This window comes from Pedobacter sp. WC2501 (assembly GCF_052682415.1).
The window spans coordinates 1,704,285-1,721,001 of record NZ_JBQZFI010000001.1 but is presented as its reverse complement, the minus strand read 5'-3'; the positions used below and the strand labels follow the sequence as shown (position 1 = coordinate 1,721,001).

The window sequence follows — 16,717 nt, the reverse complement described above, 5'->3', positions numbered from 1 at the left end:
CATGACAAATCATTTTTTAGCACTATTTTTGACTAAAATATTAAAAAAGTCAGAAAGTAGAAAAGTAAAATGATTGTAGCCGATAAAAAGAGAGAGCAAATTATTGATGGTGCTATAAAACGCTTTATCCATTTTGGTATTGGTAAAACCACGATGAATGATATTGCCGAAGATCTATCCGTATCGAAACCATCTCTTTATTATTATTTTCCGGATAAAAAGCATTTGATCGTGGGAGTGATTGAAAGAGTCTTTAACGATTTCTTTGAATTGATTAAAAAGAAATACAACCCTGATTTGCCTGTTCAGGAAATTCTTTTTAATACCATCGATGTGCGGAACACATTTTTCCAAAAATATTACATGCTCCGCATTACGGAGGGCATTCCGGATTTATTAAACGATGAGGTGATTAAAGGCAAACTGCATTCGCTAAAAGAATCGGAAAAGGAATTTTTCGCAGAGATTTTTAGCCAGGCTAAATCAAAAGGAGAAATTGAGCATGATGACACAGCACATATTGCCGAATTATACCTGGAAAGTTTGATGGGTCTTTGTACCATGTGTATTATGGAAACTGGCAAGGACCTTTTCCCCGAAAAAAAAGCATTAAATAAAATGACGTTAAAGCAAAAAAACCTGACAACCATATTTATAAGAGGTTTAAGGTGCGTAGACTAAAAGCGTGACGTTAGCATCAATAAACAGCCTAAAATTAATAAGGCTGAAAAAACAGATAAGAACCCAAAAACAAAAAAACAATACATTATGCTTAGAGTAAAAATGGTAAAATTAATGCTCATACTCCTTATCGGTTCGGTTTTGCCGCAACTGGTGCTTGCTCAGCAGCAAATTACCTTAAAAGATGCGCTCACCTTTGCGCTCCAAAACAACACCAAGGTTCGGAATGCGAAACTGGATATTGAAGGCGGACGGTATAAGGTAGAAGAAGTTAGGGCTCAGGCCTTACCTCAGCTTACTGGAAACGTAGGCTTAACCTATAACCCAATTATTGGCCAATTGGTTGCTAACTTTGGCGGACAAACACAGGCAATTAAATTAGGTCAGAACTGGAATTCGACTGCAGGTGTTCAGCTTTCGCAACAGTTGTTTAACCAACAGGTTTTTACCGGTCTGCAAGCTGCACGTTCCAGCGAGGAATATTACAACCTTACTTCACAATACACAGAAGAGCAGATTATCGAATTGGTTGCCAACAATTATTACCAGGTTCTGGTAAACAGACAGCAACTAAACGTAATTGATACGAACATTAAAAATGTTAACATTGTAGAGAAAATTGTTTCAAACCAATATAAAAACGGTTTGGCCAGAAAAATCGACGTAGACAGGATTAATGTTAATTTAACCAACCTGAACACACAACGCGAACAGGTGATTAATGCGATTACCCAATTGGAAAATCAGTTAAAATTTTCGATGGGGATGCCGGTTTCTACACCGATCAGTTTACCTGCTACCGAATTAACTGAAGTAACTACTTTACCTGTTTTTACAGATTCTATTGATTTGGCGAACAGAACTGAGGTAAAACTTTTGGATAACCAGGATAAACTTTTATCGCTGCAAAGAAAAGCCTATGTTGCCGAATATTATCCATCGCTGGCTTTAACGGGTAATTATACTTACTCCAGTCAGAGCGATAGTTTCGACTTTTTAAAATCTAATGCAGCAGCAATTGGTTACGGGGCATCAGCAATTGGCTTAACCCTAAAAATCCCTATTTTCAATGGCTTTTTAACACGCTCGAAGATCCGCCAGGCAGATGTTGATATCAGAAAAGCAAAAGAAAGCAGAAAAGAATCTGTAAACTCTTTAAACCTTGCCTATGAAAATGCAAAGATTCAATTGCGCAACAACATCAATACTATAAAATCGCAGCGTAAAAATGCTGATTTAGCTCAGGAGATTTACAAAAGCACACAAAACAATTATAACAACGGCTTAGCTTCTTTAACTGATTTACTGGATACTGAAAATGCACTTACCTCTGCACAAAACAGCTATACACAGGCTTTATTAAATTATAAAATAGCCGAAATACAATTAATCAAATCAAACGGAAATATTAAATCGCTAGTACAATAGAAATGAAAAGAGTAATTACCATAATCATCGTAGTTGTTGTTGCCCTTGGTGCAATAGCTTATGTTTTAAGCAACAATAAAAAAAAGAACGAAGAAAAAACTGCTTTCATTGCTAAAGGTGGTGGTGCAGTTGCCGTTCGTGTTGCTCAGGTAGAGCGTAAAGCTGTAAATTTAGATTTCAGTGCAAACGGAACCTTTATCCCTAAACAAGAACTTAACTTTTTATCAGAAAATGCTGGTCGTGTTAAGGCTATTTATGTAGATGAAGGCGACCGGGTAAGTAAGGGACAGGTTTTAGCCCGCGTTGATGCTGAAATTATCAATACAGATAGGGAAACTGCTGAAGCGAACTACCAGAATGCAGTAAGAGATGAGGCGAGATACCAAAGCTCATTTTCAACTGGCGGCGTTACACAACAACAGTTAGACCAGGCTAAATTGGCCACGAAAAATGCAAAATTGCGTTTACAGGCTTCGCAAAGAAGATTAAGTGATGCAAATATTAAATCGCCAATTAACGGTATTGTAAACAAAAGATACATCGAAGTTGGTGCTTTTGTAAATACTCAGGGCACACAATTGTTTGAGTTAGTTGATGTTTCCAAATTAAAGCTGAAAGTAAACGTTAACGAATCGCAGGTTGCCAACCTTAAAATCGGCGATCAGATCGAGATCAAATCTTCGGTTTTCCCAACTGATAACTTCTCTGGCAAGGTAACTTTCATTGCTGCTAAAGCTGATGCAACCCTAAACTTCCCTATTGAAATTGAAGTAGAAAACAGTCACAAAAATACTTTAAAAGCCGGTATGTACGGCACGGCAATATTTAAGTTTCCTAAACAAGCGCCTAGTATCCTTATTCCACGCACATCGTTTGTGGGTAGTGTAAGCAGTAATCAGGTTTTCGTATTGGATAAAGCTAACAATACTGCTAAAACCCGTAATGTTGTAGCAGGCCGTATTTTAGGAGATAATGTTGAAATTCTTGATGGCTTAAAAGAAGGTGAAACTGTAATTACCAGCGGACAGATTAACTTAACTGAAGGTACTGCAGTAAGTATCGTAAAATAAGTGAGAGGAATTTTTCGGCTTTTAAAACGCGGTACGCCAATCGCAAAACGCAATACTAATTAAAATGAAGATAACAGACATATCTATAAAAAGGCCTTCGCTGGTTATTGTGGTGTTTACCGCACTTACCTTGCTTGGGCTACTAAGTTACTTTTCGTTGGGTTATGAATTACTTCCAAAATTCTCTAACAACGTAGTATCTATTTCAACCATCTACCCTGGTGCTTCTCCAAATGAGGTTGAAAATACCGTAACCAAAAAAATTGAGGATGCGGTATCATCGATGGAAAACATCAAAAAGATCAACTCTGTATCATTTGAGAGTTTATCAACAGTTACCATCACCTTAACAGATAAGGCCAACATCGATATTTCAATGAATGATGCCCAACGTAAGGTAAATGCCATTCTTTCTCAATTGCCAGAGGATGTAAAAACACCATCGTTAAGTAAATTCTCGTTAGATGATTTACCGGTAATTACCATGTCTGCTTCGGCAAATATGGATGATATTACCTTTTACGATTTGATCGACAAACGTATTGCGCCGGTAATTTCGAGGGTAAGCGGTATCGCACAGGTTAACCTGGTTGGTGGTTCAGAACGCGAAATTCAGGTTTCGTTAGACGCTGATAAACTGCAGGGCTATAAGCTTTCGGTTCCTCAGGTGCAACAATTGATTTTGAGTTCTAACCTCGATTTCCCTACCGGAAGTGTTAAAACGCAGAACCAGGATGTATTAATCCGTTTATCGGGTAAATACAGAAGTATGGAAGAATTGAGAAACCTCGTTTTAACAACAACTAAAGATGGTGCACAGATCCGTTTAGGCGACGTTGCCGATGTTCAGGATTCACAAAAAGAAACAGAGAAACTGGCACGTATTGATCGTAAAGCATCTATCGCTATCCAGATCATCAAACAAAGTGATGCGAATGCAGTAGAGGTAAGTAAAGGTGTACACGCCATTATTGCTAAGCTTAAAAATGAATACGCAGCAAATAAATTAGACATCAGGATTGTTAACGATAGTTCGATCTTTACCTTAGAATCGGCAGATGCGGTAATCCACGATTTAATCCTTGCGGTTATTTTGGTGGCTTTTGTAATGCTTTTCTTCCTGCACAGTTTACGTAACGCGTTAATTGTAATGGTATCCATTCCGGTTTCCTTAATTGCTACGTTTATCGGGATTAGCTTATTCGGCTTTACCTTGAACTTAATGTCGCTATTGGGTCTGTCACTCGTGGTAGGTATCCTGGTGGATGATGCAATTGTGGTGCTGGAAAATATCCAGCGACACATGGAGATGGGTAAAAACAAGGTAAGGGCAGCGTCTGATGCAACAAGAGAAATTGGTTTTACCGTAGTATCTATTACTTTCGTAATTGTGGTGGTATTCTTCCCGATTGCGGTAAGTACAGGTTTAGTATCGAACATCCTGCGTCAATTCTGTATTGTGGTAATTATAGCAACCTTACTTTCATTAGTAGCTTCATTTACCATTGTACCGCTTATCTTCTCTCGTTTCGGTAAATTGGAACATATTGAAGGTAAAAACATATTTGGCCGTTTCATTCTCTGGTTCGAAAAGCAATTAAAGAAATTTACCCTTTGGATTACCAGCATTTTAACTTGGTCATTAAACCATAAAGCACTTACTTTAGTTGCCGTGGTGGTGATGTTCTTAAGTTCTTGCGGTTTATTGGTAGGCGGTTTTATTGGTTCTGAGTTCTTCCCTAAATCAGATAAAGGTGAGTTCCTAGTACAGTTGGAGTTACCAAAAGATGCTTCTTTAGAGCAAACCAACTTCTTAACACAAAAAGCCGAGGCTTTCTTAGATAAACAGCCAGAAATTACACAATTAATTACTACTGTAGGACAAGCGACAGGTGATTTCGGTGGTACGCAGGCAACAGCCTATAAATCGGAGATCAACGTAAAACTTGTTGAACGTGATGAACGCAAGGGTATTTCTTCAGATATTTTCGCAACGAAGATGAGCCGTGCACTGGCTAAAGAATTAATTGGTGCTAAAGTAAAAACTGTTCCAATCAGTATTTTGGGTATTGCAGAAAATGCGCCAATTAGCTTAGTTGTAATGGGCTCTGATTTGGATAGCGTTTTGAAATATGCTGAAGGTGCGCAAAAACTTTTGGCGACTATCCCGGGAGCTACTGAAATTAAGTTATCAGTAGAGAAAGGAACACCAGAAATTAACGTTCAGGTAGACCGAGATAAAATGGCAGCTGTTGGCCTAACGCTGTCAACCGTAGGTTCTACCATGCAAACTGCTTTTGCAGGGAATACAGATGGAAAATACCGTAAAGGTGAGTACGAGTACGATATCAATATCCAATATCAAACTTTCAACAGAAAAAATATTGATGATGTTCGTAACCTGATTTTCATTAATAGTGATGGTGCACCGATTAAGTTATCGCAATTTGCAACCATTACAGAAGGTTCCGGTCCAAGTCAGTTAGAGCGATTGAACAAATCGACTTCAGTATCTGTTCAGGCGCAATCTATTGGTAGACCTACAGGTACCATCGTTGCAGACTTTAAACAAAAGCTTATCGACATGCAAAAAAATGGTAAACTTAAGGCTCCCATTGGCGTAAGTTATAGCTGGGCAGGCGATGAGGAAAATCAAAGCGAAGGTTTTGGTACTTTGGGTATCGCTTTATTGGCATCGATCATTTTGGTCTACCTGATTATGGTTGCACTTTACGATAGTTTTATTTATCCATTGGTGGTAATGTTTTCACTTCCATTAGCGGTAATCGGGGCATTGTTAGCCCTGGCTTTAACGAACAACTCTATCGGTATCTTCACCATTTTAGGCTTAATTATGTTAATGGGTCTGGTAGCGAAAAATGCAATTATCCTGGTCGATTTTACCAACCACTTAAAGGCTGAAGGTAAAGAGACTAAAGAAGCGCTTGTATTGGCCAACCATGCACGTTTAAGGCCAATCTTAATGACAACCATCGCCATGGTATTCGGTATGCTTCCAATTGCACTAGCAAGCGGTGCAGGTGCCGAATGGAAAAATGGTTTAGCTTGGGTTATTGTAGGTGGATTAACCAGTTCATTGTTCTTAACTTTAATTGTGGTACCGGTGGTATACTTAATATTCGATAGAATGTTAGAGCGCTTTGGTTTCAATAAAAAAGGAAAAACAATCGATGAATTAATGGTTGAACCATACGACCACAAAGATGTAAACGAATACGACTTAGATCATGGACATTAATAAACATCCAGATTAACAATCAATTTAGCCCCGATCCCAAATCGGGGCTTTTTTGTGGAGTTAAAAATCAGGGATGTGGTTTAGTGAATGTCACAAATCTTATTGAATTTGACTTTCTTGAACCAAATGTACATTGTCATCAAGTTAAGGAATCTCAAAAAGATGTCACCCTGAGCGTAGTCGAAGGGCATTTATTTACGATTTATTAATCTCAAGAAGTCTTCGACTACGCTCAGACTGACAACCGTTGTGCTTAACTTAATGATATTAACCAAATGCATTCGGCGGGCGTAGCAAAACTGATGAAAGTAGTGCTTTAAACTCTCTTAATATTATACTAAGGCAAAAACAAATGATCCATGGTAACTTCATTCTGTACCAGGCCAATAGAATACATATTATTTTTAACGCCATAGGTTGTAACCATGGCTAGAAATAATGCTTTTTTGGTTTTGCTCTGCTGACGAAATACCTCAAGTTTGTACTGTAACTCACCAGCATAAGCTTTATCTATTACGAACTCAGTATTCGAAAATTTCATTTCACATATACTGATTATATTATCTTGCCTGTCTAACAACAGATCAACCTGTGCGCCGTTTCCGTCTTTTGGAGCGTGCCGCCAAGCTGATGTTTCAGTAAACACTCCGGAAATGCCTAGTGCCTGCTTAATATTATCGGTATGTTTCATGCAGATCCCTTCAAAGGCATAGCCACTCCAACTCCTCCAGGAAGACGTTGATGATTTTTTAAGCCATGTGCCTGCACCTGTAGCACGGGAATGTTCGATAAATTTAAGATAGAAAAGACTGTATTCATCGCTGAGTTTATAAATGCTTTGATTGGCATTCTTTTGAAAAGGCAGGTGCGGAGTAATGAAACCAGACTCCACAAGTTCCTCAAGTAATAGACTGGTAGTCCCTCCACTCTGTAGGTTACAGGCCGCAATGATTTCGTTTCTTGTTAATCCCGACGGTTTGTCTGCGAGTGCTTTAACTACGGAAATGTGTCTTTCTGCATTTTCGAACAACGAGCGGTAAAGGTTTGCGAATTCTGTTGAAAGGAGGCCATCTTTAGTAAAGCAAAGCCTGTCAATAGCCTGCGTAGCACTTTCTCCTTTTTTAAGTTCTTTCAAATAATGTGGCACACCGCCCATTGCCATAAAAATGTTCAGTATCTGGTAACGGTCAATATGGATATTATTGCTTTTTAGATACTGTTCTGTCTCGTGCAAGGTAAAAGGTAACAGGCGTATTTTACGTGTTAACCTATTGTGCAAACCTCCTTTGCTGTTAACAACTTTTTTAATCATCCAGGTGGCAGCAGATCCACAGATTGCAACTATCAGATTTGGCTGCTGTGAGGCCCACTGGTTCCAAAAATATTCAAATGCAGAAAGAAAGCCTGATTTATGCGAACTTAGCCAAGGAAACTCATCAAAGAAAACTACAGCTTTTCTTTTTTTAAGTATAGGTGCTGCAAATTCTCTGAGTTGCCAGAAGGCTTCTGTCCAATTCTTAGGAGCTACGGGAGTTAATTTAGAACCTAACGCATTTGCAATAGCCTTGCTGAAATTGAGCAGTTGCTCGGCAGCATTCGCATCGTGAACACCCGAAAGTTCGAAAATAAGCTGTTTCTGGAAGACTGAGCGGATCAGGAAAGTTTTTCCTACCCTTCTCCTGCCAAAGACTGCCAATAGTTCTGATGAAGACGAAGCAAGTGCCTCTGACAATATTTTTTTCTCAGCTATTCTTCCAATGAGCAATTCCATTTTTTTCTCCTTTTTAATGGTTAAAGATTAAAATAATTTTATCCGCAGCCAAAATACACATCAAATATAAAATTTTGGCTGTAGATAAAAAAATATCCGCAGCCAAAACACATATAATATATATATTTTTGGCTGCGGATAATAGATTCTATCTCAATAAATTGTTCTGGTATCGTTAAGGCCAATTATTTTTTTACCACATAAAATTAGATAACACGAAAGAGTCTATTTAAATTACTTACGCTGAGCCATGCGCAGATAATTCTACAATACCGTATCCAAACAAATTATGCAACAACATTGTATATTAGAGATTATGTTCAAAATCATTCTTAGCCTGTCCCTCATCTGCTTCACTTTTCTGCTTAAAGCTCAACACCCTCCTGTTTTCCAGGCCATGACTACAGATTCGAGCTTTGTTAAGGTTTCAAACTTAGATATCAACCTGGTAAAATACAGTTACAAACCTAATGGTATTAAATTTTTAGTCGTGCATGATAATGAAGATACTGGTGTAAAAGCAGGCTTTGATTATATCCGTTGGAGTGGCGGCGAACTCATCGATAGTCAATATGGAGGTGTAAGAGATTATTATTTCACCTATATGGATGATCAATATCGTATAGACCCTAACGCTATTTATACCGAAATAGGTGTAAAAACAAGGTTAAAAAAAGATTTTTTCAGCTCTAACGAAGCAGAAAAAGTAATACTTAATGCAGGCAAACAAATTGTCGATTTTTACGATCCAAAAGCTACGGGTTATTTTTTAACCCTTCATAACAATGCAGATGGTGGTTTTGGTATTTCGTCTTATTTACCAGGTTACGATTTAGCCAGCACCGCTGATTCTGTTTACATCAACTTCCAGATGGATGGCGATGATCTGATTTATGTAACCGAGCCAAGATTATTCAGCAGCTTAAAAAAGGCAAACGTGAATGTAATTCTTCAATCTAAATTCGTTTCTAATGACGGCTCCCTTTCGGTTTATGCCATGCAAAATAATATTCCTTATATCAATGTAGAAGTGCAACACGGGCATCTGGAAGAAAACTTGAGGCTGATCGAACTCGCGGTTGCCACACTGAAGGAACATGGATTGGTGAAGAAAGAATAGGTAATAGCCTATATTTATTTTCGTTAAATTTCGTTAAATTTGAATATGAGCGTATTTGTAAACACAAAAAATGAGCAGGAAGAAAAAGTCCTTATTGCCTTTTTGGATAGTTTAGACTATAAATATCAATCTGATATTAATGACGAACCAACAGAAGTTGAAGCAGCATTCTTAAATCAATATAATGAGGAAATAGATAAAGCAGATAAAGAAATAGAATCTGGCAACTTTATTTCTCATGAAGATGTAGAACAACTTTTTGAAAAAAGGCGTAAGCTTATTTAATGGAAATTAAATGGAATAAACTTGCTGTAAAACAATTACTAGAAATTATCCAGTATTTAGAAGACAATGGCCTTATTGATTACGCTGAAAAAATTGAAATAAAAATTTTATCAAAAATCAAGTCGATTCCAAACCATCCAGATACATTCCAAAAAGACAGATTAAAGAAAAATAACGACGCCAGTTTTTTTGCTTTCGAAATTGACCGCTACAGAATATCCTTTAGAAAGACGAATAAAGAAATTAGAATTCTCAGGGTCAGACATTCTAGCAGAAGGCCCTTTACACGTTAAAAACATAGAATAACCGTAAATCCATATTGGCATTCAACAATGCAAATGAAATTATAATTTAGGCCCCCTTCATTAAATAAGGTTTAACGTTAATATACCAAGCAGTCACTAAAACTAAGTACTACTATGGCCAATTAGCCACGGTTGAAGCGGTACCCTGCAGCAACGAGGCACGAGGAAGCGAAGCGTACAAGCGTAAAACGGGAAGAAATTTATTTTTTTGTACTGACCTTGCGCTCCAAATAATCGATATATTTTTTAAGATATGAAACCCTAGTTTATAGCTTTTATTTTAATGACCAAAAAAGTAATCAGCAAGCCAAAAACAGAAATGATCCCGAAAGAATAACGCAGGCTGGATAATTGCGAAACATAACCAATTAATGGTGGGCCAAACAAAAAAGCAAAATAACCAATACTCGAAACCATGGTTATGGCTTTACCAGCAGGTACTTTTTTATTGTTGCCCGCGATGCTATATACCATGGGTACAATACTAGAAACACCAAGACCAATAAGCATAAAGCCAAAAATGGCAACAATCAGATTCGGGAATATTACGGCAAGTGCCATACCTATGGATATAATGGCACCACTGATCTGCAACAGGTTTTTTCGTCCAAATTTACCGATCAAATATACACCCAAAAACCTTCCGCTTGCCATCATAAACATGAACGATGCATAACCTATAATTGCTTTATTATGAGGCAACTTTACCACATCTTCGAAATAAATAGCGCTCCAATCGAACATTGTACCTTCTGTAGCCATACTACAAAATGCGATAACCCCCAATAACACTAAAATACCTTGAGGCATGGTAAAAAACTTTGTCTTTTCCATTACGGTATCTGGCTTATTATAGTTTAACAACTTTTTCCAGTTAAGGGCTACATTGGTTAAAGATATCAGGGCAATAATCCAAAAATGGGTATACATGCCTAATTTTAAGTTAACCAAACCGAGCGCAATTAATGCACCGGTTAAATTCCCGATACTCCAGGCGCCATGAAAAGAACTCATAATAGGTTTGCCGTAATAGTTTTCGCCGGCAACTCCCTGTGTATTTAAGGCAATATTACAAAGATTACCTGTTATGCCGAAAAAAACCAAAAAAACAGCCAATTGCCAACCAGTGGTGGCTAATGCCAAAAAAGTTAAGGCAATTGCATATAATGGTGCAGTTGCCCTGAGCATTTTTTTACTGCCAAAATGTGTGGTCAGTTTTGCAGAAAAAAACATGGTAATGATCTGTCCAGCAGGTAATGCAAAAAGTATGGAACCTAATTCTGCATCATTTAAATCCATTAAAGCTTTAAAAGTTGGAATCCTACTTGCCCAACTTGCAAAACAGACCCCTTGCATAAAGTAAAAGGCAGATATGGCGAAACGGACTTGTTTTGGAGAGCTTTGTGCTATTACAGGTTTGTCTTCTTGTTTGCTTATAATTTCCTGTTCTTGCTTACTTTCTTCCAAAATGATGTTTTAAATTATAGATTAAACTACAAAGTTCTTTAAATCTATTGGAAATACCGACTATTTTTTGATTTTATATCGAAATATTTGCGACACACAGGATTAAAATATTAGATTTTCCATTTTTCGAGTTCATATGCACTGTCCCAAAACGTCCATTCTAAGCGGGTCGCCATTTCGAAAACATCCAGCATTTTTTGCTGGGTTGAGGTATTGGCCTGTGCTGCCAGTTGATTTATAATATCAATTGCTTGTTCTACCGCAGAAGCAAATTCGATTCCAGCATACATATCAATCCATCTTTTATAGGGATTGTGACCGTTGGTCTGTTGTGCGAAAATATGATCGCCTACTGCTTTATAAATCCAAAAGCATGGCAAAACAGCCGCTACTGCTATTTCTACATTGGCGTATGCAGCCTGACTAAGAATATAATTGGTATACAAAAGTGTAGATGGAGTGGGCTGCACCTCGCTTGCTAAACCAAATTCTACAAAGTAACTTTCGTGCAAACTCCGCTCGGCAAAAATAGCACCTGTAGAAAACCCGGCAAAAGCCATCACCAAATCTGCATTTTGCATACGCCCACTAATGGTGCTTAGCGTCCGTCCAAATTCTAAAAGGTAATAGGCATCCTGTGCTAAATAGAAGATAAATTTTTCTTTCGGTAAGGTACCATTGCTCAACTCCTTATTAAAGGGCATGGTTAAAATTTTATTATAAATAGGTTTAACCCGTTCCCAGGCATCGTCGCTCCACTTCATTGGATAATTAATTTTAAAGGTTCGAAAAAGTGATTTAACGGTCCATTACCTTCACCTGTTTTTACTTCGCTGCCGGCTTGTAAGGCATGACTGATGTAGTTTTTTGCATTTTTAATTGCGGATAATAAATTGTTTCCCTTCGCCATTTCGGCGGCTATAGCTGATGAAAGTGTGCACCCCGTTCCATGTAGATTTTTAGAAGCAATAAAGGCACTTTCTAAAACAACAGGCGCGTCTTTTCCACAAATAAAGACGTCATAAATCATTGGCCCTACTAAATGTCCCCCTTTAATCAGCACAGCCCTTGCCCCTTTTTCGATGATTTTCTCCCCTGCCGCAATCATATCATCGAGGTTATTGATTTCTTGTTCCGAAAGGATTATGGCCTCATCTATATTTGGTGTAACCAAACTAACGATGGGAAATAATTTTTCTACCAATTGGTTAACGGTATCGGGTTTGATTAAGCGGTGACCGCTGGTAGCGACCATTACCGGATCTAAAATAACAGGAACAGATTGATTGTAAGCTTTTAGTTCTTTTTCAATCACCTGTACCACTTCGGCACGGTTAATCATTCCAATTTTAATGGCCACTGGCACTATATCATCCAATACTGCTTGTAACTGATCTTTAATCATTTCCGCGGGAATACCATGCACCGAACGCACCCCTAGCGTATTCTGTGCAGTTACCGCCGTGATTACCGATGTGCCAAAACAGCCCAAGGCCGAAAAGGTCTTCAAATCGGCCTGAATACCAGCCCCGCCCCCACTATCTGAGCCGGCTATTGTTAATACATGAATATAATTCATTGCTAAAGACTTCATTTTCGTTGTACAACTTCAGGAGTCTTCAAATGCAGAGGCATTTTATGCAATTATTGCAGACAAACTAATTTCCTACGCCAGCATGATCCGGATCAGGTTCATTTGAGGTTGATGGCTGGAGGGTTTTAAGGCTGAAGGACATTGCCCTCTACCTTTTTACCTTCTACCTTTAACCTCAAAATGGGTATATTCTCAGCCAACTTATTTGAAGGCACCCCTAAAGTTTTATTTTGTAGCGCAATATAGGGCTTAGTTTTTATTCTTTGTTTATAGAAATGAATTATATGCAAAGAGTTGTCAACTTAACAGCAAAAGGCCTTATAAAGTTGACAACTCCAAAAAAAAATCCCGATATAAATACCGGGATTAATAATATATGTTTACCAATCAGATACTGAAACAAGTTCAGTATGACGGTTGGATAATAATTAAATATGTATCGCTCTGTTATCAGTTGCCGCAAGTGCAGCTTCTTTTAAGGCTTCGGTATAAGTTGGGTGCGCATGGCAGGTACGTGCAATATCTTCTGCAGATGCGCGGAACTCCATTGCAATAACGGCTTCAGCAATCATATCTGCAGCACGCGGGCCAATCATATGTACACCTAAAACCTCATCAGTTGCAGCATCAGCCAGAACTTTAATGAAACCATCAGTATCCATACTTGCTTTCGCACGTCCGCTGGCTTTGAAAGGGAAAGATCCTGCTTTATATTTAGTTCCTTTTTCTTTCAGTTGCTCTTCAGTTAAACCAACAGATGCAACTTCAGGCCAGGTGTAAACAACACCCGGAATTAAGTTATAGTTGATGTGTGGTTTTTGTCCTGCGATAGTTTCTGCCACATAAGTGCCTTCATCTTCGGCTTTGTGCGCCAACATTGCACCAGTAATTACATCACCAATAGCGTAAACACCAGCAACCGAAGTCTCTAAATGCTCATTTACAGAGACTTTTTTTCCTCTTTCTTCTATGGTAATTCCTATTTTATCTAAACCTAAACCTTCGGTATAAGCCGTACGGCCAACAGCCACAATGCAATAATCAGCGTCGAAATTTACGGCTTCACCCTTCGCATTTTCTGCAGTAACCGTTACTGTTTTACCATTATTTGTAGCTCCGGTAACTTTATGATTCATAAAGAATTCCATGCCCAGGTTTTTCTTCAATACGCGTTGAAGTTCTTTGCCTAAACTTGCATCCATTGTTGCAATGATGGATGGCAAAAACTCAATTACTGAAACTTTTGTACCTAAACGGGCGTAAACAGAACCTAACTCCAAACCGATAACTCCACCACCAATTACAACCATCGACTTTGGAACTTCTTTAATATTTAAAGCCTCTGTTGAAGTAATGATACGTTTTTTATCAACTGGTAAAAATGGCAAGGCCGTAGGTTTAGAACCGGTAGCAATAATTACATTTTTAGCGGTTAAGGTTTCCGTAGAACCATCAGCCTTTGTGATTAAAACGGTGTTTTTATCTACAAAAGAACCAACGCCTTCGTAAGAATCGATTTTATTTTTTTTAAACAAATAAGTAATACCGGCCGTATTTTGTGCAACAACATCGTCTTTACGGGCGATCATTTGTGGCATATTTACTTTAAGGCTTTTTAAATCGATACCGTGAGTAGTAAATGTATGAGCAGCATTATGAAAATGCTCTGATGAATCTAACAAAGCTTTAGATGGGATACAACCCACGTTTAAGCAAGTACCTCCAAAAGTTTTATATTTTTCTACTACTGCAGTTTTTAACCCTAACTGAGCACAACGGATTGCGCCAACATAACCGCCCGGCCCTGAACCGATAACAACGACATCGTATTGCATAATTTCTTGAGAATTTTGATTAGCCAAATGTAGGGAAAAAAGGCGGAAAGCTGAAAGTGGATTAGGCTATAGAAATTGCTTATTAGTCATTTGTTTATCAGTTATGGCTTATAACATTAGCTTATGGTTCAATATAAGGCTCAATAGGATATTCTTTAAAAGTTCAGAAGTCCATAGGTTGCTGAGCGTATAAAACATTTTACTTTAAAAGGATAAAATGTTTGAGCTAACCCAATGAACTACTCCCCATCTTAAACCCCTTGACCAAAAGTGAGTAAATTACTATCCGGATCGAGCATAGCAAATTCTTTTTGCCCCCACGGTTTTGTTTGCAAATGCCCATTCGGATGAATGCTTTGTTTAGTATCCAGCATCCATTTGTATAAACCCTCTATATCATCTGTACGGATATAAACCTGTCCGTAGTTTTCTTTCGGATCGAGTGTTTCGAATAAAAAAAAGTGAATCTGAACATGGTCTTTTTGCACCATGAGGTAATCCTTAAAATTGTCGGCGCCAATATCTTTAAAGCCTAATTTATTCACATAAAAATCTCTGGTGATTTCTTTATCACGCATTGGAAGTTTCGGATTGATTTCTGTTAGCATATTTTTTTATTTCAAAAATGAGGAATTTTCTCAAAAGCAGCACTTGATCGAAATCATGAAATTCAATAATTCGCTCTAACCCTGCTTAGTGTTTCGGGAGTTATTTTAAGATAGGAAGCGATCATTTTAACCGGAAAAACCTGTACAATGAGCGGCTTTGCATTTTTAATATAATTATATTTTTGGGCAGGGCTTAATGCATTGTCAAAAAGGTAAGTCCGGTGATTAGCCTGATCAAAAATTCTTCCCAGGTTTAAGAAAGACTGCGACCTGGCAATCAGCTCGTGCAGGTTAATTAAACTCAATTCAATTGCCTCCGCATCCTCAAAAGCTTTAATCGTAGTACCTGATGGCATTTGTTCAATCAAACTCGGGTGATTAAACATCCATTCTTTGGGTAAGTGAAGATCAATGATTTTCTCAATTTCATGATCAGACAGAAACTGAACAAAAGATCCAGATAGAATGAAATAGACAGATTGGCAAATCTCACCTTGGCGCAATACCGTATCGTTTTTCTTAAATATTTTTCGCAGGGCTTTTTCTTCAAAAAGAAGCAGATCATGGAATGAAAATGATCCGACACTGGCTAAAACTTCCTGAGCTGACATCATATAAAATTCAATTATTTCAGCAAATGGTGCATCAAAACAACTTATTGGTTGGCGGCTTTTCTGGTAATTAAATAGCCAACGGCCAAATTTGGAACCCAGCACAGCCAGGCAACAACCAGATAGGCTTTTGAAAAATCACCATAAATAATGGTCAAAATTGGTAGCCAGATCCTTAATGTTACCGCAGCAAAACAAGCGGCATAACTATAAACCATCATTTTTTGATGTTTTTCTATTTCTCCTTGTTTAATATGTAAATAAGCTTTTAAAGTAGTGTAAAACCAAATGATGCCTAAACAAATAAATCCAGCGGATGAAATCCATCCACCCGTTGCAAAAAAACCAATATAAATACCAGCTGATGCGCTAAGCAGCACAGCAACCACATAAACCTTACCCAGTTTTCGGTGTAATGCCATTCGCCTGTTTCTCATTTTCGAACTAAATTGTGTCCAACCGACTAATAAAGCGATTCCTCCGAAAATGATATGCGTATAAAAACCAATGTTCCAGAAAGTATTGCTTAACAACTCAGCTGACTTTGAATTTAACAATCCAAATTTTCTATCGATCAAAAAGTAAATCATTGGATAGAGCCCAACCAGCAATGCAAAAGTTGCAAACAAAATCCATAATCCTTTTTTTACCATATTAAGTTCTATTGCTTTATGCTAAGCTAG

Annotated in this window: 15 protein-coding genes; 7 read left to right on the top strand and 8 right to left on the bottom strand. The window is 37.9% G+C overall.

Annotated features, from left to right (window positions below; genetic code table 11):
* Positions 1-69: 69 nt before the first annotated feature.
* The 4 genes from ACUN24_RS07475 to ACUN24_RS07460 all read left to right on the top strand — a co-directional run bounded on the left by ACUN24_RS07475 (position 70) and on the right by ACUN24_RS07460 (position 6,438).
* Complete coding sequence (locus tag ACUN24_RS07475; protein ID WP_445561920.1) at positions 70-681, top strand: TetR/AcrR family transcriptional regulator; 612 nt, start codon at positions 70-72, stop codon at positions 679-681.
* Between the two features lie 87 nt (positions 682-768).
* Positions 769-2,109: a TolC family protein gene (locus tag ACUN24_RS07470; RefSeq protein ID WP_445561919.1), complete on the top strand. Its 1,341-nt coding sequence runs from the start codon at positions 769-771 to the stop codon at positions 2,107-2,109.
* A 2-nt stretch (positions 2,110-2,111) separates the two neighbouring features.
* Positions 2,112-3,179: an efflux RND transporter periplasmic adaptor subunit gene (locus ACUN24_RS07465; protein WP_445561918.1), complete on the top strand. Its 1,068-nt coding sequence runs from the start codon at positions 2,112-2,114 to the stop codon at positions 3,177-3,179.
* 64 nt (positions 3,180-3,243) lie between these two features.
* Entirely contained in the window at positions 3,244-6,438 is a 3,195-nt protein-coding gene (locus ACUN24_RS07460; protein WP_445561917.1) for an efflux RND transporter permease subunit, read from the top strand.
* 337 nt (positions 6,439-6,775) lie between these two features.
* On the opposite strand, the gene ACUN24_RS07455 is transcribed toward ACUN24_RS07460, so the two are convergent.
* Complete coding sequence (locus ACUN24_RS07455) at positions 6,776-8,209, bottom strand: AAA family ATPase (protein WP_445561916.1); 1,434 nt, start codon at positions 8,207-8,209, stop codon at positions 6,776-6,778.
* Between the two features lie 316 nt (positions 8,210-8,525).
* On the opposite strand from ACUN24_RS07455, the gene ACUN24_RS07450 reads away from it, so the two are divergent.
* Genes ACUN24_RS07450 through ACUN24_RS07440 form a run of 3 tightly spaced genes read left to right on the top strand, consistent with a single transcriptional unit; the run spans position 8,526 to position 9,907 of the window.
* Positions 8,526-9,329 carry a hypothetical protein gene (locus tag ACUN24_RS07450; RefSeq protein WP_445561915.1) on the top strand — a complete coding sequence of 268 codons (804 nt, stop codon included), beginning with the start codon at positions 8,526-8,528 and terminating at the stop codon, positions 9,327-9,329.
* A gap of 45 nt (positions 9,330-9,374) precedes the next feature.
* Complete coding sequence (locus tag ACUN24_RS07445; protein WP_193421030.1) at positions 9,375-9,614, top strand: hypothetical protein; 240 nt, start codon at positions 9,375-9,377, stop codon at positions 9,612-9,614.
* Positions 9,614-9,907, top strand: coding sequence for a type II toxin-antitoxin system RelE/ParE family toxin (locus ACUN24_RS07440; RefSeq protein WP_193421032.1), 294 nt, complete (start codon positions 9,614-9,616; stop codon positions 9,905-9,907). The genes ACUN24_RS07445 and ACUN24_RS07440 overlap by 1 nt, the downstream gene beginning before the upstream one ends.
* Before the next feature lie 273 nt (positions 9,908-10,180).
* On the opposite strand, the gene ACUN24_RS07435 is transcribed toward ACUN24_RS07440, so the two are convergent.
* The 7 genes from ACUN24_RS07435 to ACUN24_RS07405 all read right to left on the bottom strand — a co-directional run bounded on the left by ACUN24_RS07435 (position 10,181) and on the right by ACUN24_RS07405 (position 16,687).
* The gene (locus ACUN24_RS07435; RefSeq protein ID WP_445561914.1) at positions 10,181-11,386 is read right to left on the bottom strand and encodes an MFS transporter; all 1,206 of its coding nucleotides are present in this window, start codon (positions 11,384-11,386) and stop codon (positions 10,181-10,183) included.
* A gap of 110 nt (positions 11,387-11,496) precedes the next feature.
* Complete coding sequence (gene tenA / locus ACUN24_RS07430; RefSeq protein WP_445561913.1) at positions 11,497-12,150, bottom strand: thiaminase II; 654 nt, start codon at positions 12,148-12,150, stop codon at positions 11,497-11,499.
* The gene (thiD, locus tag ACUN24_RS07425) at positions 12,147-12,965 is read right to left on the bottom strand and encodes a bifunctional hydroxymethylpyrimidine kinase/phosphomethylpyrimidine kinase (RefSeq protein WP_445561912.1); all 819 of its coding nucleotides are present in this window, start codon (positions 12,963-12,965) and stop codon (positions 12,147-12,149) included. Before thiD ends, tenA begins: the two co-directional genes overlap by 4 nt.
* 443 nt (positions 12,966-13,408) lie before the next feature.
* Positions 13,409-14,815 (bottom strand): dihydrolipoyl dehydrogenase, encoded by a 1,407-nt coding sequence (gene lpdA / locus ACUN24_RS07420; protein ID WP_445561911.1) that lies wholly within the window; start codon positions 14,813-14,815, stop codon positions 13,409-13,411.
* 251 nt (positions 14,816-15,066) lie between these two features.
* The gene (locus ACUN24_RS07415; RefSeq protein WP_315422877.1) at positions 15,067-15,423 is read right to left on the bottom strand and encodes a VOC family protein; all 357 of its coding nucleotides are present in this window, start codon (positions 15,421-15,423) and stop codon (positions 15,067-15,069) included.
* A gap of 62 nt (positions 15,424-15,485) precedes the next feature.
* Positions 15,486-16,037 (bottom strand): Crp/Fnr family transcriptional regulator, encoded by a 552-nt coding sequence (locus tag ACUN24_RS07410; protein WP_445561910.1) that lies wholly within the window; start codon positions 16,035-16,037, stop codon positions 15,486-15,488.
* A 41-nt stretch (positions 16,038-16,078) separates the two neighbouring features.
* Positions 16,079-16,687 carry a DUF2306 domain-containing protein gene (locus ACUN24_RS07405; RefSeq protein WP_445561909.1) on the bottom strand — a complete coding sequence of 203 codons (609 nt, stop codon included), beginning with the start codon at positions 16,685-16,687 and terminating at the stop codon, positions 16,079-16,081.
* Between the last annotated feature and the right edge of the window lie 30 nt (positions 16,688-16,717).

Excerpts from the sequence above, each read along its gene's own strand:
- ACUN24_RS07475 (WP_445561920.1), top strand. The coding sequence starts at position 70 with ATGATTGTAGCCGATAAAAAGAGAGAGCAAATTATTGATGGTGCTATA.
- ACUN24_RS07460 (WP_445561917.1), top strand. The coding sequence starts at position 3,244 with ATGAAGATAACAGACATATCTATAAAAAGGCCTTCGCTGGTTATTGTG.
- ACUN24_RS07410 (WP_445561910.1), bottom strand. The coding sequence starts at position 16,037 with ATGATGTCAGCTCAGGAAGTTTTAGCCAGTGTCGGATCATTTTCATTC.
- ACUN24_RS07450 (WP_445561915.1), top strand. The coding sequence starts at position 8,526 with ATGTTCAAAATCATTCTTAGCCTGTCCCTCATCTGCTTCACTTTTCTG.
- tenA (WP_445561913.1), bottom strand. The coding sequence starts at position 12,150 with ATGAAGTGGAGCGACGATGCCTGGGAACGGGTTAAACCTATTTATAAT.
- ACUN24_RS07455 (WP_445561916.1), bottom strand. The coding sequence starts at position 8,209 with ATGGAATTGCTCATTGGAAGAATAGCTGAGAAAAAAATATTGTCAGAG.
- ACUN24_RS07445 (WP_193421030.1), top strand. The coding sequence starts at position 9,375 with ATGAGCGTATTTGTAAACACAAAAAATGAGCAGGAAGAAAAAGTCCTT.
- ACUN24_RS07465 (WP_445561918.1), top strand. The coding sequence starts at position 2,112 with ATGAAAAGAGTAATTACCATAATCATCGTAGTTGTTGTTGCCCTTGGT.
- lpdA (WP_445561911.1), bottom strand. The coding sequence starts at position 14,815 with ATGCAATACGATGTCGTTGTTATCGGTTCAGGGCCGGGCGGTTATGTT.
- ACUN24_RS07405 (WP_445561909.1), bottom strand. The coding sequence starts at position 16,687 with ATGGTAAAAAAAGGATTATGGATTTTGTTTGCAACTTTTGCATTGCTG.
- ACUN24_RS07440 (WP_193421032.1), top strand. The coding sequence starts at position 9,614 with ATGGAAATTAAATGGAATAAACTTGCTGTAAAACAATTACTAGAAATT.
- thiD (WP_445561912.1), bottom strand. The coding sequence starts at position 12,965 with ATGAATTATATTCATGTATTAACAATAGCCGGCTCAGATAGTGGGGGC.
- ACUN24_RS07470 (WP_445561919.1), top strand. The coding sequence starts at position 769 with ATGCTTAGAGTAAAAATGGTAAAATTAATGCTCATACTCCTTATCGGT.
- ACUN24_RS07415 (WP_315422877.1), bottom strand. The coding sequence starts at position 15,423 with ATGCTAACAGAAATCAATCCGAAACTTCCAATGCGTGATAAAGAAATC.